At 62.5% G+C, this 23012-nt stretch carries 21 protein-coding genes and 1 pseudogene; 7 read left to right on the forward strand and 15 right to left on the reverse strand.

The genetic code is table 11. The annotated features are described in order from the left end of the window. Positions 1-792 precede the first annotated feature (792 nt). From rpsN to rpmB, 3 genes are read right to left on the reverse strand one after another with little or no spacing between them, the layout of a single operon-like run. Positions 793-1098, reverse strand: a complete 306-nt coding sequence (gene rpsN / locus AC1DD5_RS24455; RefSeq protein ID WP_216927432.1) for a 30S ribosomal protein S14 — start codon at positions 1096-1098, stop codon at positions 793-795. 4 nt (positions 1099-1102) lie between these two features. Next, on the reverse strand, positions 1103-1270 hold the full coding sequence (gene rpmG, locus AC1DD5_RS24460) for a 50S ribosomal protein L33 (RefSeq protein ID WP_003798558.1): 168 nt from the start codon (positions 1268-1270) through the stop codon (positions 1103-1105). Beyond that, a complete protein-coding gene (gene rpmB / locus AC1DD5_RS24465; protein WP_011776361.1) occupies positions 1270-1506 on the reverse strand; it encodes a 50S ribosomal protein L28 in 237 nt (78 codons plus the stop codon). Before rpmB ends, rpmG begins: the two co-directional genes overlap by 1 nt. Before the next feature lie 395 nt (positions 1507-1901). Between rpmB and AC1DD5_RS24470 the strand changes: the two genes are divergently transcribed. Genes AC1DD5_RS24470 through AC1DD5_RS24480 form a run of 3 tightly spaced genes read left to right on the forward strand, consistent with a single transcriptional unit; the run spans position 1902 to position 4634 of the window. Further along, positions 1902-3362, forward strand: coding sequence for a ferredoxin reductase family protein (locus tag AC1DD5_RS24470; RefSeq protein WP_477522980.1), 1461 nt, complete (start codon positions 1902-1904; stop codon positions 3360-3362). After that, positions 3359-3829, forward strand: a complete 471-nt coding sequence (locus tag AC1DD5_RS24475; protein WP_477522981.1) for an FMN-binding protein — start codon at positions 3359-3361, stop codon at positions 3827-3829. The genes AC1DD5_RS24470 and AC1DD5_RS24475 overlap by 4 nt, the downstream gene beginning before the upstream one ends. Then, entirely contained in the window at positions 3813-4634 is an 822-nt protein-coding gene (locus tag AC1DD5_RS24480) for an FAD:protein FMN transferase (protein WP_477522982.1), read from the forward strand. Before AC1DD5_RS24475 ends, AC1DD5_RS24480 begins: the two co-directional genes overlap by 17 nt. 10 nt (positions 4635-4644) lie before the next feature. Here AC1DD5_RS24480 and AC1DD5_RS24485 read toward each other — a convergent pair whose 3' ends face one another. Further along, positions 4645-5409 carry an SGNH/GDSL hydrolase family protein gene (locus AC1DD5_RS24485; protein ID WP_477522983.1) on the reverse strand — a complete coding sequence of 255 codons (765 nt, stop codon included), beginning with the start codon at positions 5407-5409 and terminating at the stop codon, positions 4645-4647. 39 nt (positions 5410-5448) lie between these two features. Continuing rightward, positions 5449-5928, reverse strand: coding sequence for a MarR family winged helix-turn-helix transcriptional regulator (locus AC1DD5_RS24490; protein WP_216927438.1), 480 nt, complete (start codon positions 5926-5928; stop codon positions 5449-5451). Positions 5929-5996: 68 nt separating this feature from the next. Between AC1DD5_RS24490 and AC1DD5_RS24495 the strand changes: the two genes are divergently transcribed. Next, a complete protein-coding gene (locus AC1DD5_RS24495; RefSeq protein ID WP_442006769.1) occupies positions 5997-6284 on the forward strand; it encodes a YciI family protein in 288 nt (95 codons plus the stop codon). A gap of 16 nt (positions 6285-6300) precedes the next feature. Here the strand turns inward: AC1DD5_RS24495 and AC1DD5_RS24500 are convergent, their stop codons facing one another. The 6 genes from AC1DD5_RS24500 to AC1DD5_RS24525 all read right to left on the reverse strand — a co-directional run bounded on the left by AC1DD5_RS24500 (position 6301) and on the right by AC1DD5_RS24525 (position 12666). Next, positions 6301-7137, reverse strand: a complete 837-nt coding sequence (locus AC1DD5_RS24500) for an SGNH/GDSL hydrolase family protein (protein WP_477522984.1) — start codon at positions 7135-7137, stop codon at positions 6301-6303. 341 nt (positions 7138-7478) lie between these two features. After that, a complete protein-coding gene (locus AC1DD5_RS24505; RefSeq protein ID WP_477522985.1) occupies positions 7479-8534 on the reverse strand; it encodes a siderophore-interacting protein in 1056 nt (351 codons plus the stop codon). Continuing rightward, complete coding sequence (locus AC1DD5_RS24510) at positions 8531-9355, reverse strand: ABC transporter ATP-binding protein (protein WP_477522986.1); 825 nt, start codon at positions 9353-9355, stop codon at positions 8531-8533. Before AC1DD5_RS24510 ends, AC1DD5_RS24505 begins: the two co-directional genes overlap by 4 nt. Position 9356: 1 nt before the next feature. Beyond that, positions 9357-10466 (reverse strand): FecCD family ABC transporter permease, encoded by a 1110-nt coding sequence (locus AC1DD5_RS24515; RefSeq protein ID WP_477522987.1) that lies wholly within the window; start codon positions 10464-10466, stop codon positions 9357-9359. After that, entirely contained in the window at positions 10463-11578 is a 1116-nt protein-coding gene (locus tag AC1DD5_RS24520) for a FecCD family ABC transporter permease (RefSeq protein WP_477522988.1), read from the reverse strand. Before AC1DD5_RS24520 ends, AC1DD5_RS24515 begins: the two co-directional genes overlap by 4 nt. 5 nt (positions 11579-11583) lie before the next feature. Further along, positions 11584-12666, reverse strand: coding sequence for an iron-siderophore ABC transporter substrate-binding protein (locus tag AC1DD5_RS24525; protein ID WP_477522989.1), 1083 nt, complete (start codon positions 12664-12666; stop codon positions 11584-11586). Between the two features lie 391 nt (positions 12667-13057). Between AC1DD5_RS24525 and AC1DD5_RS24530 the strand changes: the two genes are divergently transcribed. Then, positions 13058-13561 carry an FBP domain-containing protein gene (locus AC1DD5_RS24530; protein WP_377655101.1) on the forward strand — a complete coding sequence of 168 codons (504 nt, stop codon included), beginning with the start codon at positions 13058-13060 and terminating at the stop codon, positions 13559-13561. Positions 13562-13629: 68 nt separating this feature from the next. Here AC1DD5_RS24530 and AC1DD5_RS24535 read toward each other — a convergent pair whose 3' ends face one another. The 3 genes and pseudogenes from AC1DD5_RS24535 to AC1DD5_RS24545 form a co-directional block, all read right to left on the reverse strand. Next, complete coding sequence (locus tag AC1DD5_RS24535) at positions 13630-17100, reverse strand: ATP-binding protein (protein WP_477522990.1); 3471 nt, start codon at positions 17098-17100, stop codon at positions 13630-13632. Positions 17101-17561: 461 nt separating this feature from the next. Next, a pseudogene (locus tag AC1DD5_RS24540) lies at positions 17562-18407 on the reverse strand (DUF4194 domain-containing protein); the annotation flags it as partial. After that, positions 18400-19857, reverse strand: coding sequence for a DUF3375 family protein (locus AC1DD5_RS24545; protein ID WP_477522991.1), 1458 nt, complete (start codon positions 19855-19857; stop codon positions 18400-18402). The gene AC1DD5_RS24545 and the pseudogene AC1DD5_RS24540, both read right to left, overlap by 8 nt. A 301-nt stretch (positions 19858-20158) precedes the next feature. Here AC1DD5_RS24545 and AC1DD5_RS24550 point away from each other — a divergent pair, with 301 nt between their 5' ends. After that, on the forward strand, positions 20159-20461 hold the full coding sequence (locus AC1DD5_RS24550; RefSeq protein WP_431116953.1) for a hypothetical protein: 303 nt from the start codon (positions 20159-20161) through the stop codon (positions 20459-20461). A gap of 63 nt (positions 20462-20524) precedes the next feature. Continuing rightward, positions 20525-22489, forward strand: coding sequence for an acyl-CoA dehydrogenase family protein (locus tag AC1DD5_RS24555; protein ID WP_477522992.1), 1965 nt, complete (start codon positions 20525-20527; stop codon positions 22487-22489). A 4-nt stretch (positions 22490-22493) separates the two neighbouring features. Here the strand turns inward: AC1DD5_RS24555 and AC1DD5_RS24560 are convergent, their stop codons facing one another. Then, positions 22494-22898, reverse strand: a complete 405-nt coding sequence (locus tag AC1DD5_RS24560; RefSeq protein ID WP_477522993.1) for a YchJ family protein — start codon at positions 22896-22898, stop codon at positions 22494-22496. Positions 22899-23012 lie beyond the last annotated feature (114 nt).

The following is a 23012-nucleotide window of genomic DNA, read 5'->3' on the forward strand; positions in this document are numbered from 1 at the left end:
GCCATAATTTCAACCAATCAATAAAACAATCGGCATCAACAAACTTGGCACACTATTGAGTTCTCAAACAACAGACACTAACCGGCACCACCAGAACCCCTAACAGGGCCACAGGATCGCTCCGGAGCAACTTTTCAAACTTACCCGATCAAGCGGATCCATGCAAATCAACGTTTCCGCGATTTTCGATCCCGCCGCATCGGCCCCACCCGTTACCGGCACGCCCAAAAGCGCACCATATTCCAGGCTGTTATCAAAGGGGTTGGCCCCCGCAGTTCCCAGCACCAGGCTGTCTCACTCGCGGCGACTCAGAAGACATTACACGCCCACCAGCCCTGGAACAAATCGCCCCGAACACCACCCCAAAACCCCGCAAACACACGCCAAACAACACCATCCACGGCTCAGAAACAGCCCGGAAGCACCAAAACAACTTCCGTGAGGCCCATCACACCAACCAAAGCCCCCCGCCCCAGACAGCCGCGGCACCCAGCCCAGCAACCGCCGTCGAACATTCCGAACCCCGGCCAACCCAAAAGCCGACACGACATGAGAGAAGAAACCCCCAAACACGTCGCGATGTGAGAGAAGGATGCTCAAAAACAACGACGATGTGAGAGAACAACCGAAGGGGGCGGGGGTCATCCGGCAGCGCGCGTCCAAGGGAGGAACGACCGAGCGCGCAGAGGATGACCCCCGCCCCTGGGCATCATCAAACCGGCACCAGAACAGCCTTAAACGCAGAAAAGGCCGGCAACCATAACGGTTGCCGGCCCTTTCAGAGCTTCGTGATTACCAGGAAGACTTGGTGATGCCCGGGAGCTCACCGCGGTGAGCCATGTCGCGGAAGCGAACACGGGAGATACCGAACTTCTGGAAGGTGCCGCGGGGACGGCCGTCGATCTGGTCGCGGTTACGCAGACGGATCGGGGAGGCGTTGCGGGGCAGCTTCTGCAGGCCGAGGCGTGCAGCTTCGCGTGCTTCGTCGGTCGCGTTGGGGTCAACCAGGGTCTTCTTCAGTTCGAGACGCTTGGCAGCGTAACGCTCAACAATGACCTTGCGCTGCTCGTTGCGAGCAATCTTGGACTTCTTTGCCATGTGTTTAGCGCTCCTCTCGGAATTCGACGTGCTGGCGGATCTTGGGGTCGTACTTCTTCAGGACCAGACGGTCAGGATCGTTACGACGGTTCTTGCGCGTTACGTAGGTGTAACCCGTGCCCGCAGTGGACTTCAGCTTGATGATCGGACGTACGTCCTTGTCCTTTGCCATTAGAGCTTTACTCCTCGTGCCAGGATGTCGGCGACGACAGAGTCGATGCCGCGTACGTCGATTGTCTTGATGCCACGGGCTGACAGGGTCAGCGTGACGTTACGGCGCAGGGACGGAACCCAGTAGCGCTTCTTCTGAATGTTCGGGTCGAACCGACGCTTGTTGCGGCGGTGCGAGTGCGAAATGCTGTGTCCAAAGCCCGGCTCGGCCCCGGTCACTTGGCAGTGTGCTGCCATGACTCTCCTCCAAAGATTGAATGTAACGGCGTGCAGATGTTCCTGCGTTACCGTGCGACAGGCAGCGTTCGCATCCGATCCATACCATTTCGGTAGTTTCCGCATCAAGTACGGCGAAGAAGGTTGGGCCTCAGAACCGGGCAGTGATAGACACTGGAACAGGTCCTGGGATACCGGGCGAATACAGGAATGCACGCAACTTGAGCCCCTAACTACCGGCCATCGGGATGTCAGTCAGACTGACTTCACCGCCAACCGGAGCAATTGCACACGATCCGCACTACCTAGCGCCTAACTATTCTACGGGCCAGGCCAAATTAAGACCAATCAGGAATCATAAGCCCTCACAAGCCCTTTCACAGCAGAACGAAAGGATCATTGGCGAGTCTTGGATCATGACATCGCTTCTCTCACGTGTTTCGGGTGCTGAACGGTCCTCGGCGCCGGGCCCACGGACGCAACCAGCCGCCGTCGAACCCTTTCGGGCGCAAGCCCGACGACGGCTGGCCCGGGCCGACCTTCTGGGTTTCCTCGGGTGGGTGTCACCGGTGGTCGCGGTCGCCTTGTGGCTCGCAGACGGCGGTGCAGCCGGGTTCTCCTCCTTTGCCGGAACAGCGACAGGCCTGGGAATCGTGGCTGGTTTGGTCGGCATGGATGTGGTCCTCCTCATGCTGCTCCTCGCAGCCCGGATCCCGTTGATCGACAACACAATCGGGCATGACCGTGCTCTTGAGATCCACAAATCACTGGGCAAGCCAGCCCTGTACCTGCTGCTTGCACATGGGCTCCTCATCGCGGTCGGTTATGGCGCGGCAGAAGGGCCTGACCCTGTCAGCGAGGCCGTGTCCCTGTGGGTCAACGTGCCGGATATGTGGCTTGCATTCGTCGCTATGGCGCTGTTCATCGCCGTGGTGGTGACCTCGCTGGTAGCCGTCCGTCGCAGGTTCCCTTACGAATTCTGGTACGTCGTCCATCTCCTGACGTATGCAGCCGTGGCAACGGCCATCCCCCACCAGTTCAGCGTTGGCGGACTCTTTGCCGAAGGAACCTGGCAGCGCTGGTATTGGCTGGCCATCTGCATCGGAACGGGCACGGCGCTCCTGTTCTACAGGATTTACCAGCCACTCGCGGCGACATTCCGGCATGAGCTCAGGGTCAGCCGCGTGGTCCGTGTTGCATCAGACGTCTTCAGCATCGAAATGACTGGACTGCGCCTGGACGGGCTCGCTGGTTCCGGCGGGAGATTCTTCATCTGGAGGTTCCTGGCTCCCGGATTCTGGTGGCAGCCGCACCCCTTCAGCCTGTCCGCCGAACCCCTTCCGGCCACGGGCACTACGGCGGGCAAACTCCGTATCACGGTCCGGAACCTGGGCGACGGATCGGACCGGCTGGCCCGCCTTAGGCCCGGCACCAGAGTCGCCCTTGAAGGACCCTATGGGATGTTCAGCACCGCCGCCCGGTCCCGCAACAGGGTGGTGATGATCGGCGCCGGCATTGGCATCACTCCTCTGAGATCGCTGCTGGAATCCACCCCATTTGAGTCTGGTAATGCAACTGTTTTGCTGCGCGGACACGACGAATCAGAGCTCTTCCTTGGGCAGGAAATCATGGCCCTTTGCCAATCCCGCGGCGCAACGCTCTTCCACCTGACCGGCCCGCGCTCCGCACGCTCCAACGAATGGCTGCCCCAAGCAGCCGTTCAAGCCGGTTTCACGCTCCACTCCTATGTCCCGGACGTGGCCGAGGCTGACGTCTACGTCTGCGGCCCTGCTGGCTGGGCCGGCAAAGTGGTGCAGGATGCACAGTCGGCCGGGCTACGTCCAGAACAAATCCACTACGAAAGGTTCGACTGGTGAGAATCCGGGCAGCAATGGCAACGGCCCTGGCCTCCGCGGGCATCCTCCTCGCAGGCTGGCAAGCAGGCGCCCATGTGGCCGAAACAGGTACTTCCACCACAACAAGCCTGAGCAGCAGCCTGTCTGCAGGCGATTCGGCGGAGAACGGCAGCACCTCCACCGGGGGCGGCAGCAGCGCGGAAAGCACGACGCCGGCAACGTACGACGGCGCGTCGGTCGGGACCCGCTTCGGCACAGTCCAGGTGCAGGTGACCATCCGGAACGGCAAGATCACCGAGGTCACGCCCCTGCAGCTCACCGATGCCGAGCGGAAGTCGGCCCAGATCAGCAGCCGGGCAGCGCCGGTCTTGCGATCCGAAGTCCTGCAGGCCCAGTCAGCCAATGTACAAACAGTCAGTGGCGCGACCGTCACCAGTGAGGCTTATCTCACCTCCCTCCAGGCGGCCCTCGATGCAGCCAACTTTTAACGGCGAAAAGCTCCGTGCGCGTACCTTCCGCAGCATGGGCACTGTGGTGAGCCTGACCGTGGCGAGCGGCACGTCCGCGCAAACCGCCGTCGATGAGCTGCAGTCCGCCGTCGACGTCGTCGAAGAGATATTTGCGCAGCTCGACCTGACGTTCAGCCTTTACCGCAAAGGATCTGAGGCAAGCCGGCTGGCCCGTGGCGAACTGACGTTGGCTTATGCCTCGGAGTTAATACAGGAACTCTATGCGGAGGCCTCGGAATGGCGCGTGGACACCGAAGGTGCGTTCACGGCTGAGCGACCGGACGGCGCGTTGGATCTTTCGGGAATCGTCAAAGCCCACGCCATGCGCGAAGCTGCACTGTCCTTAGGTGCCCTCGGACTGCACGATTGGTGCCTCAACGCAGGCGGGGATGTCCTCGTAAGCGGGTCACCGGGACCCGTGGACTCTGCCTTTGAAGATCCCAACTCGTGGCTTGCGGGCATCGTTGATCCGTTCGATCGCCAGAAGCTGCTCAGTACATACCGCCTCAGCGCCTCGGCCGAAGGCGGAATGACCGCCTTGGCAACGTCTGGCTCGACTGAAAGGGGAGAACACATTTGGAGCGTCGGGGCCGAACGGACGGAGTTTGTTCAGGTTTCCGTCGCGGCACCGGACATCGTCACGGCCGACGTCCTGGCAACGGCAATCGTCGCGGGCGGAACGCGAACCTTGGACCAGGCAGTGGAGAAATGGGGCGTCGAAGTACTCGCGGTTGGCAGGGCCGGGACTTTGCTTGCCACGCCGGGTTTCCGTAACCGCGCCTGAGCCCAGCTCATTAGACCGGGCGGATCAGAGCCGGATACTTCGGGCTAAGCCCATCGCCCGAGGACGTTCCCCGCACACGACGCACTACCCACGGACCGGCGAATTCCCGGACCCATCGCGCATTTGCCCGGATGGCTTCGGACCTGTTCAGCGCGGGAAGCGGCGCGAGTTCGGGGACCTCGAGCACATGCTCATGCTCAAGGACGTTCAGCACACGCTTGGCCATATTGACGTGGCCCGCCGTCGACATGTGCATCCGGTCCTGCGCCCACATCCGGACGTCGTAGTACTCATCGAACCGCCAGTAATCCACCAGCAGCGCACCATGGTTCTCGGCAATTTCGCGGAGCAACTCGTTATAGATCGCGGTCCGACCACGCATCGTGCTGAAAACCTTGGAACCGCGGGCGTCAAAGCCCGTGAAGAGCACAACAGTGGCACCCGTCGCGCTTAACTTGGCGATGCCGGCGTCGTAATCCTCCAAAAGCGAATCAATATCGATCTTGGGCCGCAGGATGTCGTTGGCACCGGCGTACATCGTCACCAACGTGGGCTTTAACGCGACCGCCGCGTCCACTTGTTCTGCCATGATTTGGCGGAGCTTCCTGCCGCGGATTGCGAGGTTTGCATAGCCGAAGTCCTCGTTGCTGTGGGCCAACTGCCGGGCAACGACGTCGGCCCACCCCCGGACGCCGTTGGGGCGGGTTGGGTCGTCGTCGCCAACGCCCTCAGTGAAGGAATCCCCTAAGGCAACATAACGGGCAGAAAAATCCATGCCGCCAGTCTGCCATTAGCCGACCGTTTGGGTAAAAAGCTACGACTCCCGCAGGATCCAGTGGTTATTGTCCAGCCGGGAGACGATTTTCTCGCCGATGCGCGCGAGGTCTGCGACGTCGTCGGGCGAGAGTGAATCGAGCATCAGCGCCCGCACGGACTCAACGTGACCGGGAGCGAGGGCCACAATGGTGGACATGCCGGCCTCGGTCAGGTGGGCAACGGTGACCCGCGCGTCGCCCGGGTGCGCCTGGCGTTCCACCCAGCCGCGCTTCTGGAGTTTGGTGACCACGTGCGACAGCCGCGATAGCGAGGCGCTGGTCCGGGCCGCGAGCTCGCTCATGGGCAGGTACCGGCCCTCGGTTTCCGAGAGCATCGCCAACACGTTGTAGTCGAACAGCGACAATTTCCCGGCAGACTGAAGCTGCGTATCCAACGCCGACGGAAGCAAGGTATTGATGCTCAGGAGGGCCAACCAGGCACGGCGTTCGTCGGCATTAAGCCAGCGGGGTTCAGTCATGGATCCATCTTAGGAGAATTAGCCGGTTGGCCCGGCCTTGCTGCAGCCGCAAACGGTAGGCTGACGGAATGTTCGTTGTTGCCCTGACCTACAAAGTTCCGGACGAAATCGTCGATTTCCACCGTCCAGGCCACATGGCCTGGCTTAAGGAAGCGTTCGACGCCGGCGTGTTCCTTGCGTCGGGGCGTCGCGTTCCAGCCACGGGCGGCGTGTTGCTCTCCAAAGCTGACCGGGCAACGCTGGATGACTCACTGGCCAAAGACCCGTTCTTCAGCAACGGCGTGGCCGAGTTCGAGATCATTGAATTCACGGCGACCAGCGTGGCCGAGGGCTACGAGAACCTGCTGGACGACTGAGGCTTGCTAGGCAGCTTCACTGCGTAGGCTGCTGGTTTTCGACCAGTTTCTTCAGTCCACCCTTCCGCGGGACCTTCACGGGCTGGGGCCACCGCGGATTCAGGGAGTCCCCCAATGTGACGCCGCGGAGTTTCCGTCCAAAAAGGGGCAGCACCCAGTCGTTCACCCAGCGCCGCTGCCTGCGTTCCCATTCGCGCATGGTCATTCTTTGGGGCGGGTCCCATTGCTTCGGAGAAATCTTGTGCGGGACGTTTAGGTGGTCCAGGACCTGGGCGGCGAGGTATTTATGGCCGGCTTTGGACATGTGAAGCCGGTCAGGGGCCCACATCCGTGAATCTTTGTAGGCGTCGAAGCACCAGTAATCCACCAGGATCGCCCCATATTTTCCAGCAACATCACGGACCTTTTGGTTGTACATGGTGTTGCGCTTCTTGAAGGGTTCCAGGACGGCTGAGACCTTCACGTCAAAGCCGGTAAAAAGGACCAGCGTTGCTCCCGTTTGACTCAGGCGCGCGACAAGCAACTCGTAGTCATTAAGGAGCGCGTCCATGTCCGTGCCAAAGTCCAGGATGTCATTGCCACCGGCATACAACGTGATGAGTGTTGGCTCCATGGCCAGTGCGGGCTCGAGCTGTTCATCGATGATGTGTCGGAGCCTCTTGCTGCGCACTGCGAGATTCGCATACTCCCAGCCCGGCTCCGCTTTGGCCAATTTCTCGGCAACCCGGTCTGCCCACCCGCGAACCCCATTGGGCAGCACCTTGCTTGGGTCCCCCACGCCCTCGGTGAAGGAATCCCCAAGGGCGACGTACCGCCGTCGTCCGCTGTGCCCAGCCGCGTAAACATCCCGCATCCAGCCGACGCTACCCACCCCCGGTTACACCCCAACCAACCCCAAGTGAACAGGACGAACGGGATATGAGAGAACATCCCCCAAAAACCGGGGGGAAGTGAAAGAACATCCCCAAAAAACCCGCGGGAAGTGAAAGAAGATCCCCCAAAAACCCGCGGGAAGTGAGAGAGCATCGAAAAGGCGACGTGCCCGCAAGGCCGCAGCGGCAGTTTTGTGTAGGAGCGCATCGCGGCCCATCGTGGCGCGGAGGTCGCCCAGCGACCGGAACGGCACATATGGGTTGTGTCTAAGCGACGGCAAAACTGCCTCTGCAGCCGGACCCAGCCACGGCTCCCAAACGCTTAGCCCTCTGCCTTGCCCCGTCGCCAGTACCCCATGAACGCCACTTGCTTCCGATCAATTCCAACGTCTCGCACCAAGTACCGCCGCATTTCCTTGATGACGAACGCTTCCCCGGCGATCCAGGCGTAGAAGGGCAGGGCACCGGCAGGCAAAGTGGGGTTCTTGGTGGCTTCGATGGCTGCGGCGTCCATGCGTTGCGGGGTCTCCCAGAGGATATCTTGGTCCACGTTGACGTCTTCGGGCTCGGGTCCGGCGGCGATGCCGGGGCCCTTGATGCCTACCCATCCCGGAACGGGAACGGCCTTGGCGACCGCTTCCTTGAGGAGTTCGCCGTGGGGACGTGAACGTCCAATCGCTGCTCCACGTGCGAGCCAGGTGATTTCGATGTCGGCAGGTGTGCTGATGTCCTGGAAGTCGCCGGCTTCGGGTACTTCGAGGAAGGCGTGGCCGGTCATGTCGGCGGGCAGGCTTTCCAAGATTGCGCTGATGGCAGGGACGGCGGTTTCGTCGCCGGCCAGGAGCACGCGCTGGGCCAAACCCGGACGCCATTCGATGCCGCCGTAGGCTCCGGCTGTGGTGCACTGCGCCGCACGGTTGTTGGGGCCGATGATGGTGATGGCGTCCCCTGGTTTTGCGCCAGCAGCCCAGTTGGCCGCGGGCCCGCCGTTGCCTGCGTCGTCGAAGTGCATGACAAAGTCGATGTCGATTTCGGGGTACACGGCGTCGAGCCGCTCGGACCGGAGGGTATACGTTCGCATATCACCGCGGATGGACGGGTCCATGGCCAACCATTCCTGATACCAGCCTGCCTCTTGCATCTTGAATTCGGGCAGCGGGATCTGCTGTCCGTCCGCGTCGAATGAAGGAATCATCAGCTTCACGCGCAGGTCCAGGGTGTCCCCTGCAACGCCGAAGCCGCGCAACGAGTACCCTCCGAATGTGATCCGGCGGAAGTTCGGGCTCAGGTCCTGCACGGCCGAGACGGTGACATCGAAGGCGAGGGTCATGGGTTCCACGGCGGCGCTCGCTTGGGTCCGGGTTGGTTGTGCGCTCATGAGGCGATCTCCAGTTCGTTGGTTGAAACGGGCTGTGCGTGGTGGCGTCCGATGGGGACAATGAGCGGTGTTCCCGAGATAGGGTCGGGAACCACGCGGGATTCCAGACCAAAGACGTCGTAGACCAGTTGCTCGGTCACTACAACGGGTGCGGGTCCTTCGGCCACAATGCATCCGCCCTTCATGGCGATGACGTGGTCGGCGTAGCGCGCGGCGAGGTTGAGGTCGTGGAGCACGATCGCCACGGTGGTGCCGCGGCTGCGGTTGAGGTCCGTAATCAGATCCAACACTTCAACCTGGTGCGCGAGGTCAAGGTACGTGGTGGGCTCGTCAAGCAGCAGCACGTCGGTTTCCTGCGCAAGGGCCATGGCAATCCAGACGCGCTGGCGCTGGCCACCGGACAGTTCGTCGACGCTCCGCTCTGCGAGTTCCAGCGTGGAGGTGGCGTCGAGCGCGCGCTGCACAGCGGCGTCGTCGGCTGCGCTCCAGCTGCGGAAGAACCCTTGGTGCGGATACCGGCCCCGTCCCACGAGGTCGCGCACGCTAATACCGTCCGGGGCAGTGGGGTGCTGCGGGAGGAGGCCAAGGGTGCGCGCGAGTTCGCGGGCGGGTCGGGAGTGGATGTCCTTGCCGTCGAGGGTCACGGCACCGCCAGCGGGCTTGAGGAGCCGCGACAATCCACGGAGCAGCGTGGACTTACCGCAGGCATTTGCGCCCACGATCATGGTGACTTTCCCTTCGGGGATTTCGGTGGTGAGACCCTCAACCACCTTGCGGTGCTCGTATTGGAGTGTCAGGTCCTTGGCATTAAGGACGGCCATGTCAGGCTTCCTTTCGGTTAGACGTGACCAGCAGCCACAGCAGGAAGGGTGCACCGAGGACGCCGGTGATGACGCCGACCGGGAGGACGGTTCCGTCGAGGATGACGGGGGCGATGTTGGAGGCGAAGAAATCTGCGGCCAACACGATCAGCGCACCGGTGAAGGCCGACGCCGGGAGGCTGGGTTTGCGGACAATACGACGTGCAATTGGCCCGGCCAGAAAAGCGACGAACGCAACGGGACCGGCAGCGGCCGTCGCGGCGGCGGCAAGCCCCACGGCGGTCAACACCAGTCCCAGCCGAGTGGCGTTGACCCTAATGCCTAGGCCGGCGGCTGCATCGTCGCCGAGTTCGAGGATGCGCAGCGGGCCGGCCAGGATGATGACAGCCGGAACCAGGACCAGCAATGAGGCCGTGAGGATCCCGGCGCGCTCCCAAGTGGCAGAATTCAGCGAACCGTTTAGCCAGACGAGGACGTCCGCCGCGGTACGGATGTCCGCACGGGTCATAAGAAAGTTGACCACTGCGTGCAGTGCCGCGGCGATACCAACGCCAGCCAGGATGAGGCGGTTGCCGGCAGCATTCCCGCGGCTGCCTCCGCCTGCCCCAGAGCCGCCGCGGGAAATCGCGTAGATGATGGCAGCAACACCCAGCGCGCCGCCAAGAGCTGCCCAGGAAACGACGGCCCCGGAAGCACCAAAGATCACGATGGCCGTCACGGCTGCAGCACTGGCGCCGTAACTGATACCAATGACGTCCGGGCTCGCCAGGGGGTTCCGCAGCATGGTCTGGAACAGTGCGCCCGCCAGGCCAAAGGCCACGCCGATCAGCGTTCCGACGGTAGCGCGCGGCAGCTTGTGCTCCATCACGATGAAGCTGGCTCCTGGAATTTTCTCGCCCCCTGTCAGGTGGTTGATGACGATGGTGAAGAAATCAGGAATGGTGACGGTGTAGCTGCCCAGGAGAACGTACACGGTGAACATCACCACGAGGGCGAGGCCCAGAAAAAGGGTGGGGCTCAGCACGCGCCGAAGTGACATTTGATGCCCATGTTTCTGGGAATCATTGGTGTTAAGTGCCAACTCGGCGGGGAGTTTGTGGATGGTGGTCACAGCCCGGCCCCCTTTCCGCGGCGGATGAGCCAAACAAAGACCGGCGCCCCCACGAGCGCGGTCATGATGCCGGCGGGAACTTCTCCCGGAAGCAGGACCACGCGGCCGATCACATCGGCGATGATCAGCAGGATGGGCGCAGAGATCGTGGAGAACGGCAGGATCCAGCGGTAGTCCGGACCATTGAGCGAGCGAACAGCGTGCGGAATCACCAGGCCGAGGAAGCCAATGGGTCCAGCCAGCGCAGTAGCGGATCCGCATAGCAAGACGATCCCCAGGCCAATGATTCCGCGGGACAGGGCCACATTCTGGCCAAGTCCACTGGCGATGTCGTCACCCAACGCGAGGCTGTTCAAGATGCGGCCACTGGCCAGGACGATCACGGCGCCGACGGCCAGGAAGGGAAGTGCGGGCAACAGGACGGACCAATCGCGTCCGCCAATGCTTCCCACCTGCCAGAACCGGAATCGGTCCAAAGTGTCCTGACTTGAAACCAGGATGACGTTCATCAGCGAGAACAAGCCCGCGCTCAGCGCCGCACCCGCGAGGGCGAGCTTGACCGGCGTCGCGCCGTCACGACCCCTGGATGCGATCGCGTAAACGACGACGGCGGCTGCTGCGGCGCCGATGAAGGCGAACCAAATGTAGCCGGTCAGCGAACCGACGCCGAAAACATAGATGCCCACGACAACCACAAGGGCCGCACCCGCGTTGAGTCCCAGGATGCCGGGATCAGCCAGTGGGTTGCGGGCCACTCCTTGAATTGCCGCTCCGGCCAAGCCCAGGGCGGCGCCTGCCAGGAGACCCAATACTGTTCGAGGAATCCGTGCGATGACCACTGCGTGGTCGCCGCTGTCTGGATTGAAGTTGGTGATAGCTTCCCAAATGGTGGTCAGGGGAAGTCCGCGCGCGCCGATTGCCAAGGATGCTGCGCACGCAGCGACGAGTACGACGACGGCGACCACCAGCCAGGCACTCCGCCCACCTGTCACGTTGGGACGGGTTCCCCCTCCCGCCGCATTGCTCCGGGGGTCGCTACCTCGCTGGTTACCCGGCACTGATGTGCCGCCAACCTTCCCCACGGAAGCCGCCGTCGTCGTACTCAATTTCATTGCAGTTACTTGCCTGCCGCGTCGGCAGCCTTGTCCGCTGCGCTGCCCAGCTGCGGCAGGAACGTGTCCAGGGCCCACGGCAGGCTCAGTGGCGAGGAGGCGGAGATGGACAGGGTGAGGGTCTGATCAGCGTCGGCAACGAGTGCGCCGGACTTGACGGCGGGTATCTGGCCCAGCAGGGGGTCGGCCTTGATGGCGTCGGCGGTGGCGGCTTCCGGCACCCATGTCACGAAGACATCGGACTGGAGCTCGTTGGCTTTCTCAGCGGACCACGGGATGAAGAAGTCCTTGTTCTTCGTGTTCTGCTCCACTACCGGAGCGAGCTTCATACCGATTTCAGAGAGGAAGCGCGGGCGGTTGTCGACGGCCGTGTAGACGTTCACGCCGTCGCCCTTGGCCGGCTCCAGGTTGCCGTAGATAAAGGTCTTGTCCTTGATCTGCGGGTACTTGGAAACCTTGTCCTTGACGGTGGCTTCGGTGTCCTCTATCAGCTTCTTGGCTTCGGCTTCCTTGCCGAGGGCCTTGCCGATGATGGTGGTGCTTTCCTGCCAGGGCGTACCGTAGGCGAGCTCCGGGTAGGCAACCACGGGAGCGATTTCAGAAAGCTTCTTGTAATCGGCTTCTTCCAGGCCGGAGTAGGCGCCGAGGATGACGTCCGGGTTCAGCTTGGCGATCTCAGTGAAGTTGATGCCATCCGCCTCGGAGAACTGCACGGGAGCTTTGTCCGAACCGAAGCCCGCGCCAAGCTTCTCCAGCGCGGCATCCTTCCACGGCGTGGAGCCCTTGTCGTTGTTGCCCCACTCGTTCTTGGGAACGCCAACCGGGACAACGCCCAGGGCTATTGCGACGTCGTCATTGACCCAGGAGATGGTGACTACGCGCTTGGGCTGTTCCTTGATGGTGGTCTCACCGAAAGCGTGCTTGATGGTCACGGGGAAAGCAGCGGTTTCTGCCTGCTCCGTCGCAGGAGTCGTGGTGGTGGCGGGCCCGGTGGAGCAGCCAGTGAGGGAAAGGGCGACGACGGCCAAAGCGGCTGTGGCGGTGCCTGCGGTCTTCAGCAGGGCACGGCGTGGAAGAAGGGAAGCCACGGGACTCCTTAGGTAAGGGATGCGAACCTAAGTAAGGCTAGCCTACCCTTTGAATAATTACGAAACGTTTGCATAACGTAATCACCTCGCCAGGGCATTGCTAAGATATCGGCAGCGGACTACCGCTTCCAGGGAGAACGACGAATTCCAGAGAGAACGACGAGGAGATGAGCGTGCGCACGGATTCCGTTGCAGCAGCCATGGTTGGCGAGGTGGCCATTTTGGCCTGCTTGGCACTCCCCCACCCGTCGGCATCACTCTAGCTCCCAGCCCTGGCACCCCTATTTTGGGTCTCTTTGCTGTGCCTCGCTTTCACTGGTGACCGACGCCCCCTGCCAGTTAACGCGCTCCTGTTTGCGCGACGTCGATCATCTCCGAAAGAAGCTTTGCCGTGCAGAAAATCACTGCCCAACAAATCCGTTCATCGTTCATCAATGCCAGCCGGTCCGAAGCTGCCAAGCTCAATCTTCCCCGCGACTTTGAAACCATCGACTGGGACAACCTTGAGTTCCTCGGTTGGCGCGACGAAAAAATGCCGCAGCGCGGTTACCTGGTGGTGCCGCACCGGGGCAAGCTCACCGGAATCATGCTTCGCGCTCCTGAAGGTGGCTCAGGGAAGAAGCGCGTGGTGCTCTGTGAACTGTGCCGCGACGTGTTCTCCAAGGATGACGTCTACCTGTGGGTTGCCAAGAAGGCCGGACAGTCAGGCAAGGACGGCAACACCGTTGGGACCCTGATCTGTGCCGAGTTCGGTTGCAGCGCCAATGTGCGCAAGGAACCGCCCGCCAACGAGATCAACCCGGACCCGGCCGTCGTCGTGGTTCGGCAAATCGCCGGGCTCGAAGAGCGGACGGCCCAGTTCCTGGATCGGGTGCGCGGGACTTCCACCCGCTAAAACCAACGCGGGGTCACATATGGCCCATTAAGGTCTCCACCATGGGCCAAAAGTGACCCCGCGTTGCTTTATCGGAGGACGATGTCTACGGGGTTGGCTTCGGATCGCCATGCGCCAGGCTCGCCAAGGCCTGCAATGACGGGAGCGGTGAGCACGCCGGAGCGGTTGGTCCGCTTGTCGCGGAGGATTTCCGTGACCGAGCCAAGGTGCCGGGACAGATCGATCACGTTTTCCGGCGCGGCCAGCAACAACTGGAAGCCGAATTCATGAAGGGCTTTGATACCGGCCCCGGCGAATTCCTCGGACGCCAGCACAAACGCTTCGTCCATCATCACGGTGCCGTAGGTGGTGAAGCCCTGCTCGGCAATGCCCAGCTGGTAGCTCAAGGCCGCTGCCATGATGAACGCCGTGAAGCGCTGACGCTCACCGCCGGACATGGAACCGGTATCGGCATGCATGAAGACCTCGGTCTTCTTCTTACCGGACTTGCCCGTTCTGGCCGACTTCGCCGCCACCTCCCTGTGCTCCTTGCACTGGATAAACAGGTGGCCGCGGACGTCCAAAACCTCGGCGCGCCAACGGCGGTCCTCAGGAGTTTGGGAACCGAGACGCTTCACCAAGGTCTCCAGGGACTTGTAGCGGGCGGTGAGCTCCGCGTCGTCGTCGGCCTCTGTTCCAGCCGCGGCAGACGCACTGCGGGAGGGCCGTGTGTGCTTGGCCTTCAGCGCGTTCTGGATCGCATCCTTGAACTGCTTGGCCGTAGCCGGAAGCGTCTGCTTGATGTCCAGTTCCAGATAGCTGCCTTCGTGGAAATTGACCTCGGACAGGATGCCGTTGAGGGGCAGGATCCGGCTGGTGATGCTCCGGCGCTCCTCGTCCAGCAGGTGCAGGAGCGTACTGAACGATTCGTGCGTGCGCTGGTTGAAGAACAGCCGGAACTCCGCCTCCTGGGCGGGCAAGCCATCGCTCACGATCGCGTGATATCGCGATTCGAAGTCCCCGGCAGCACCAATGGACGTGCCATAGTCAACGCTGATAGCGCTGCCCCAGTCGCGCACGAAAGCCTCGAATATTCGCGTCAGACGCTCTGCCGTAGCCTGGCTGCGTGATTCGGCGGCGTGCAGCTCGTCGAGCAGCTTGTTGCGGACGCTGTTGGCCAGGTTGTCGAGTTCGTAAAGCTCAGATACGTCGCCGACGCCGGCAAAGTACGGTTCCAGCGCGGCTACGGTAGAGCCCGACGGCGGTGCTTGCTCAAGCTTCAACCTCGAGGCATCGAGCAGGCCGTCAGCTGTGACCATCTTTTGGTCGAGCGCTTTGTATTCACTCTGCAGCACGGCGGCCGCGCCTGTGGAGGACTGGTGCTTTTCCCGTACGGCCTCGATGTTGGCGCGCAACGGTTCCAGGTCCGCCTGGGCAGCCAGGGCATCAGTGAGGCGCTGTTCGATCCGGGCAAGTTCGTCCGCCGCAACCGCTGCGGAGACCTGCTCCCACGGCCGCTCATCCTCAGCGACGCGGCGGAGCGCTTCCAGTTGCCGGGCCATCCCTTGGTGGGAATCCTCACGGCTTTGCGCCAATTCGGCAGCCTTTGCGAGCTCGTTTTCCAGCTCGCCCACCCGGGCCGCCACCAGTTCAAGCTTGGACGCATTATCGAAGCCGAGGACGTAATCCTGCCGGCTCGTGAAACGATCGTCCTTTTCCACGGTGTGCCGGTTGCGTTTGACCACACCACCCAGGCTGAGGCCCTTATCCATCGAAGCAAGCTCGTCCGGGTCCTCCACGCACGGGTACGCGAAGTCCAAGGCGATCCGCTCGCGGATCCACTCCCCGGCGTCGGCATTGGCACCCGAGGTGAGGATGCTCAACTTAGTCAAGAGGTCGCCGTCGGACACGTCCTCCACAGCCAGGGCGCCACCGGCAACGGGCTTGGACACATCCACTGCACGCAGTGCGCCACGGACCGTGTTGTCGTTCAAGTACCGCGTAACAGCAGCGAAGTGCTCACCCGGAACCAATAGCGTGGTGGCGAGGTTGCGGAGCGCACGCTCTGCGGCCGGACGCCACTGGTCCTGGCCCTCGGCGAGGTCGATCAGCTCGCCACCGAACGGCATCCGCTCCTCGGGGATGCCGGTTGCGGCTGCGATCGCCGCTCGGTTCTCAATACTCGACGGCGGCAGCAAAGACTTGCGCGACCGCAACGACAGCAGCTCCTGCTCAGCCGCAGCCAGCTCGCGTTTCTTCGTCGCGTGGCCGTCGAAGGCCTCGAAACGGAGCTCCTTCAAAGCCTCCGAATCGTCCTTCAACTCCGCCGAACGCGTGGCAGCCTGCTCATGGGCTTGGTCCCAGCCCTCGGCCGACCACTCAAGGTTCAGTCCCGCATCGGCCAGCGCCTTCCGGGCAGATTCCTCCACCTGTTGGCGCAGCTTCAAGCCCACCCGGGCGTTCTCCAACGACTGCTCGATGGCCGAAATCGCGTTACCGCCACGGTTGTTGTAATCCAGCTCCAGTTCACGCAGCTCCTTGGCCAAAGCATCCCGGACCGTGCGCTCGGCAGCGAGTTCCTGCGCCTTAGACTGTGCCAACTCCTTGAAACGCGCCAAGGTCTTGGCGTGGACCGTGACCGCAAGCTGCTGCTTGTAAGCCTCAAATTCCTCGCCAGCCAACTCGCGAAGCCGGTTCGCATCCAACAACGCCTGCGCATAGTCCTTGTTCAGCCCCGGAACCGGCGCCAGTTGGTCGCGCTGCTGCCGGACATCCTCCAACCGCTGCCGGATGGACATCAGGTTGCTGAATTCCTCCACCACATCATCAGCCGCAGCCAACGTAGCCGGGGCATCAAGTACCTGGTCGCGGAAGAACGTATTTACGCTGCCGCCGAGGCCTTTCCCGGCCTGGATCACACGCAGCAAGGGAAGCGCCTGGTCAGAGTTGATGCCAAGGAGCCTGCGGAACCGCTCGGCGAACGCCTTGTGAACGTCGAACACCTGGCCGTCAGGGAAGATCCCCTCCAACGCACCCTTGGTGAACCTCTTCTGGGCAATCCCCTCGATCGCTTCCAAGTCCAGCGGCTTGTTGTCGATCACGTAAAAACGCCCGACGCTGGACTCCGTACCATTCTTCGGCAAATCAAACAGCGCCGAGACCGTCACCTTCGTGCCGGCCGCGTTATCAAACGTCAGCGCGACGGCGGACCAAGTGGCACCCGGGCGCTGGAAGGCACTGGCCGAACCATCGCCAACAGCCTTATCACCAACCTTGCCGCGCATATAAGTAAACGTGGTCCTCTTGTCCTCCACAGCACCCCCGGAACGCTGGGCAGCAGCCTCATTGGACCGCGGGCGGGCATCAAAGACCCGGAGCATGGCATCAAACAGCGTCGACTTGCCGACGCCCGAATTGCCCGTCAAAAGGGTGCCGTTGCGGTCCACGTGCATAGTGTGGGCCCCATGGAACGTGCCCCAGTTGACCACCTGCACGAGTGCCAGGCGCATCTGTCCGGGGTTCGTGAGCTCGCCGAGCGGGAGCATGGTTGCGATCGTCACTTCTGTGTCCCGTCAGTCGTGCTTGCGTCCGCGGCGGTACTGCTGTCCGCGGCGGTACCGGACACATGCTCTGCATGCTCGGTCGTTCCTCCCTTAGACGCATGCTGCCGCATGTCTCCGGGATCGCCGCTCGTGCCGTTCCCGGCTTCCGAACCCGCGTCAAACCGTTTAGCAAGATCGACGAGGTCGCCATTTGGATTGACCCCGGCACCATCTTCATTTTCATGGTCAGCGATGGCGGCTGACGGCGCTGGATTGAGGACTTCTGGTACGTCCACGTCGGTGAGGTCGGCGCTCAAGGTAGACGACGCCGATGCCGCCCCGGGAGTGGCATCGGGCATGCCGGAGCCGGGCGGCTCGCTGCTTGCAGCAGAGTCGTCCGGCGAAGGGGCGGGGGCGGCATCGGCGTCGTCGTCCCCAACCTCGGTGGCGGCATCGGCGTCGTCATCCCCAACCCCCACGGCCGCGTCGGCATCGTCGTCCTCGGTTGAGGTGTCTGATGAATCCACGTCCAGCAGCGGCTCTGTTCCTGATTCGTCGGCTGCTACGGCTATGAGGGCCTCTATTTGGGCTGGGATGTCGCCGATGTTTTCGAAGGGGAGGGCCAGCGGGAGGGCGTTGCTGATGATGTACGTGTCGTCCAAGGGGGTGGGGAGGAGGAGTTGGCGGGCCAGGAGTTTGGTGATGGTGCGGGTGACGACGTCGGAGTCGCGGAGTGCGTCCTGTTGGCCTGCGGGGGTGTAATTGGCGACGAGGTCCGAGATCTCTTCGCGGGTGATGGTGGGGTCCGTCTGGGCTGTGACATGACGGTCCAGGAGGAGGCGCAGGCGGAGGAGGACGATGGTTTCCACGCGGCTCAGTGCACGCTGCTGCCGCAGGATGCTTGACCGGGAGCTGGCACCGATGATTTCCGGGTCGACGGGGCGGAGGACGGCGATCTTGCGGTCGTGATCGAGCTGGAGGGTGAGGAACAGTTCGGAGAGGCGGCTGCGGAGGATGAGTTGGTTGTCCAGGAGTGTGGTCCAGAGCTTCTCGTCGCGGCCGCCGTCGATGTAGGGGCCTTTCAGCAGTTTGACCAGCGCGTGACGGACCTTCATCGGCAGCACGCCTGTGTCGCCCGGGAAGAGCGCGGCGCCGTCAACGAACGTGTCCCGCGGGGTGACCCGGAATGGGTCACCGTGGCTAGCGTGAGACGCTGTTTCAGCCGCGACTTCAGCCGCCTCAACGGTGCCGTGCTCGTCGGCAACGTGCTCGTCGGTGACGTGCCCCTCCTCTGTGACGTCCGTCGTCGTGATTTCCTCAGTCATCAGAATCCTCATTCAGCGAGACAACGGGCAAGTACGCGGTGCGGATACTGCCGTCGATTTGTTCGAAGTCGATGTGTTCCCAAGCGGCCCGGTCGAAGGCCGCACCACCATGCAGGGCCATAGACAGCAGGGATCGGACGGTGTTGATGTGTCGTTCCTCGGCGGGCAGGTTTTCCCACGCCTCGCCCAGGGTAGCTGCCCCAGCCATGGCGGCCCGCACAACAGCAGGCTTCGCCTTTCCGGTGCGGGCTGACCGAACCCGGTCCGAGTCACTGAAGGCGATGGGGTCCGCCAATCGGGGCGGAGTCGCAAACTCGTCCGGGTCAAAGAGTTTAACCATGGCCAACGACTCGAACCCTGCGTTGTACAGAACGGGGCCGCGAACCAGACTGGGCCGGTCCCGCTCGTAGGGCATGGACCTGATGGCTTGCTCTGCCTCAGCTAAGACCTTGCGCAGGCTGACCGACTGGCGGACGTCGTCGCTCTGGATATAGGTGTTCAGGCTCTCGGAGAGCTTGCCGTAGATTCTCTGGATCTGGCTGTGTTGGGTACGCAGTTCGGCCACGAGGTTCTTCAGCGTTTCGCGGTCCTCGTGCGAAAGATCGTCCGCGAACTGCCGGCTCAGGACCTCGCCGATCGCGGAGCGGAAACGCAACTGCTGCTGAGGGTCCTCCAGGAAGGCTGTGAAGGAGCGGAAGGTTCGGCCCTCGGGACTTTGCCGCAGGCGTTTGTCGGCCTCCAGAACCTGGGCCATGGTTGCGCCCTTGCTGAGTGACTCCTCGATGATCTGGTTGCGGAGTTCGCCCACCAACTCCTCGATGCGGTCACGCATTTTCTTGTAATCAGCGGGAAGGCTGGCTGCGAGGTCAAGGATGTTGCCTGCGGCCTCAACAGCTTCTTCGTCGTCCAGGAGGCCGTCGAACTCGCCAGAGCTGATGTCCTCGACGAGTTGCTGGCGCTCCTGGATTTCTTCCTCCAGCGCCTCCAAACGTGCGCTTTGGTCCGGATTGGTTTCATTGGCGAGCTTCTCCACATCGCCAAGCAGCGTGCCCAGACGGGAACCGTTAAGCGTGGAACGATCGCTTGAGAGGCTGTCCAGGAATGCGAGCACGCGGGCCGCTGCTTCGGTGACTTCGTAGACGATCTGACCGGACTGGTTGCGGCGTGTCAGGAACTGCTTGCGCGTCCATTCGTCACCGAAGGCCTTGCCGTTCTGCTGGCCGCCCAGCCCTGGTTCCTGGCGGCGAAGCTGCTCAAGGAAGGCGTCGACGTCGGCATGGAACTCTTCCAGCGGAAGCTGCGGCCGGGTGCGGGTGAAGGAAGCCTGCAGCACCGCGATCACCCAAGGGGCCGAACGTGTGAGGGCCCAGGCTGGACCTTTGGTTAGTTGCTCGAGGTCGCGAAGCCGGGCACTGATGGCGTCGGCGGAGGACATGGCTGAACGGGACAACTACTCTCCTTCAGCTGCTGCGAAACCTGGCTGGCAGCGGAAACTGCCCCGTACAAGGTTAACGCAGAGCATCACCGCCGCGTCGGGCGGTACTGAAAGGGCCGCCGTCGAGCCTTCCAAGCACGATCAGAAGGCTGGCCCCGCAACCATTCCGTAACCTACCGCCCGGTTCGGTTTCGATCACATATCGACACGCCCACGACGCGATTCTGTGCTGGCCGAAAACTACGCCCAGCCCTAGTGTCGGATCATCGACGCAGCCACGCCGCGTCTACCCACGCAGTGTCGCATAGGGGGAACCATGGATTTCGACTTTACCGCTCTGGAAACAGCCACCTACGTATTCATTGGAACGCTGGCCTTCGCCGCCATTTTGGTGGCGTTCATCGCGGCAGCGGCCATAGCAACTATCGTTCTCATCGGCGCCATGGGAATGGCCTGGTACACGGTCAAGGCAGTGCTGGGCGGCTTGGTGCATGGCATCAATTTTGCGTGGGACAGCTTGGTCCACCATGCAGGAAACGTCGAAATCCCGGCCGAATTCCAGCCCCAGGTTTCCCCTAGCACCGGTAGCTACTCGCGGGTAGCATTGAGGGACAGCTGAAGGGTTCCCCACCCGAGGCGGACCCTGGCTCCATCCGGCACAACCGGCTAGAGGAGTTATCCCATGACGTCCGCTACTGACAACAGTCTCACCGCCGCAAGCGTCAACGCCACAGCAGAAGAAGCCCGCGCCGTCGCCGAGGCCGCCCGCGAAACTGAATGGAACCGGCCCAGCTTTGCCAAAGGCCTGTACTTGGGTAGCTTCGACCTCAGCCTGATCCACCCATGGCCACAAGCCAAAACGGAGGACGTGGAGCGCGGCGAAGAGTTCATGGCCAAGCTTGAAGCATTCTGCAGGTCCATGTCCGGACGGGTGATCGAACGCGACGCGAAGATCCCGGACGAGTACCTTGCAGGCCTCGCGGACCTTGGCGTTTTCGGCATGAAAATTCCCCGCGAGTACGGCGGCCTGGGACTGTCCTTGGTCTACTATGGCCGCGCACTGGCTCTGGTTGGATCCGTTCATCCGAGCCTTGGCGCACTGATTTCGGCGCATCAATCCATCGGCGTTCCTGAGCCCGTTAAGGAATTCGGCACGCCGGAGCAAAAGCAGGAATACCTTCCCCGCTGCGCTGCCGGCGCCATTACGGCCTTCCTCCTGACAGAGCCCGACGTCGGCAGCGACCCCGCCAGGATGGGCGCCACTGCCGTACTCTCGGACGACGGCCGGTCTTACCTTTTGGACGGCGTGAAACTCTGGACCACCAACGGGGTGATCGCCGAGCTCGTGGTTGTTATGGCCAGGGTTCCTGCCCACACCGACGCCGACGGCACCACGCACAAGGGCGGCATCTCCGCGTTCGTCGTGGAGATGGACTCCCCGGGCATCACAGTGGAAAACCGGAACAGCTTTATGGGCCTGCGCGGCATCGAGAATGGTGTGACCCGTTTCCACCAGGTGCGTGTGCCGGTGGAGAACCGCTTGGGCCGCGAAGGCCAAGGCCTCAAAATCGCCCTCACCACGCTCAATACCGGACGCCTCTCCATCCCCGGCCTGTGCGTTGCCGCAGGGAAATGGAGCCTGAAGATCGCCCGCGAATGGTCCAACGCGCGTACGCAATGGGGCCGCCCGGTGGGCAAGCACGAGGCCGTAGGAAAGAAGATTGCGTTCATCGCCGCCACGACCTTCGCGTTGGAAGCTGTGTTTGAACTGTCAGCCGAGATGGCAGACGCCGGCCAAAAGGACGTGCGCATCGAGGCCGCGCTGGCCAAGCTCTGGTCCACCGAACTGAGCTGCCGGATCGCCGATGAACTGGTTCAGATCCGCGGCGGCCGTGGCTTTGAAACCGCCGAATCCCTTGAAGCAAGGGGGGAACGCGCCGTAGCTGCCGAGCAACTCCTCCGGGACCTCCGCATCAACCGGATCTTCGAGGGTTCCAGCGAGATCATGAAGCTCCTTATCGCCCGCGAAGCCGTGGACGCACACCTTGCCGCCGCGGGCGACCTCGCCTCAGCGGATGCCAGCCTGCAGGACAAGGCGAGGGCCGCCGTCGGGGCTTCAGGTTTCTATGCACGCTGGCTGCCGAAACTCGTTGCCGGAGCAGGCATGGATCCGCGCTCCTACGGTGAGTTCGGGCGATTGGGCAAGCACCTGCGGTTTGTTGAACGGTCCTCGCGCCGGCTCGCCCGGCAGACTTTCTACGGCATGGGGCGCTGGCAAGCGAAGCTGGAACACAAACAAGCGTTCCTTGGCAGGATCGTGGACATCGGCGCCGAACTGTTCGCCATGGCAGCATGCTGCTCCCGGGCCGAAATGCTGCTCCGTACCCACCCGGAACACGGCGCGGCGGCCTTTGAGCTCGCCGAAGCCTACTGTGAGCAGGCGCGCGTGCGGGTGGACGAATACTTCGATCAGCTGTGGCGAAACACCGACGACGGCGACCACCAGCTTTCGCGCAAGGTCCTGGCTGGGGACTATGCCTGGCTTGAGGCCGGGGTCCTGGACCAGTCCGAAGGAACCGGGCCGTGGATCGCCGATGCTTCCCCGGGCGCCTCAAGCAAGGAGAACCTGCACCGGAAATATCGGTAGCCCGCTACAGGACGTTCCCGTCCACGTAGTACCAGCGCTTGTCCTCGCGTACGAAACGGCTGTGTTCGCGCTGTACTCCGCGTTCGCCGTCGGACCGGTAGTGCGCAGCGAAATCAACGGTCCCCGTGGTGTCCAAAGGCCCACCCTTGGACGTACCCAGGATGTCGAGCCTGCGCCATTGCATGTCCGTGTCCACCTCCAAGGAAGCCGGGCGGGTAGAGGCGTGCCAGGTACGCAGGAGGTACTCCGGATCGAGGACGACGAACGCCGAATACCGGGACCGCATGAGCTGCTCGGCTGTGGGCGCTTCAGTCTCGCCGCCATGGAAGCGTCCACAACAATCCTCATAGGGCTCCCCGGAGAGGCAGGGGCACGCACCGTTGCGGAGTCGGCTGAAATCAGGGGTCACGTTGTCCCAATCCGAGGCTGAAAATGAGAGCTGGACAACATATTTTCCCACGCCATGTAACAGCTTCGAAACAACCCCTGCCAGAGGGTGGTGCGGGGCGTGATTCCGTCGGTG

The sequence above is a fragment of the Paenarthrobacter sp. 10L420 genome (assembly GCF_056395385.1).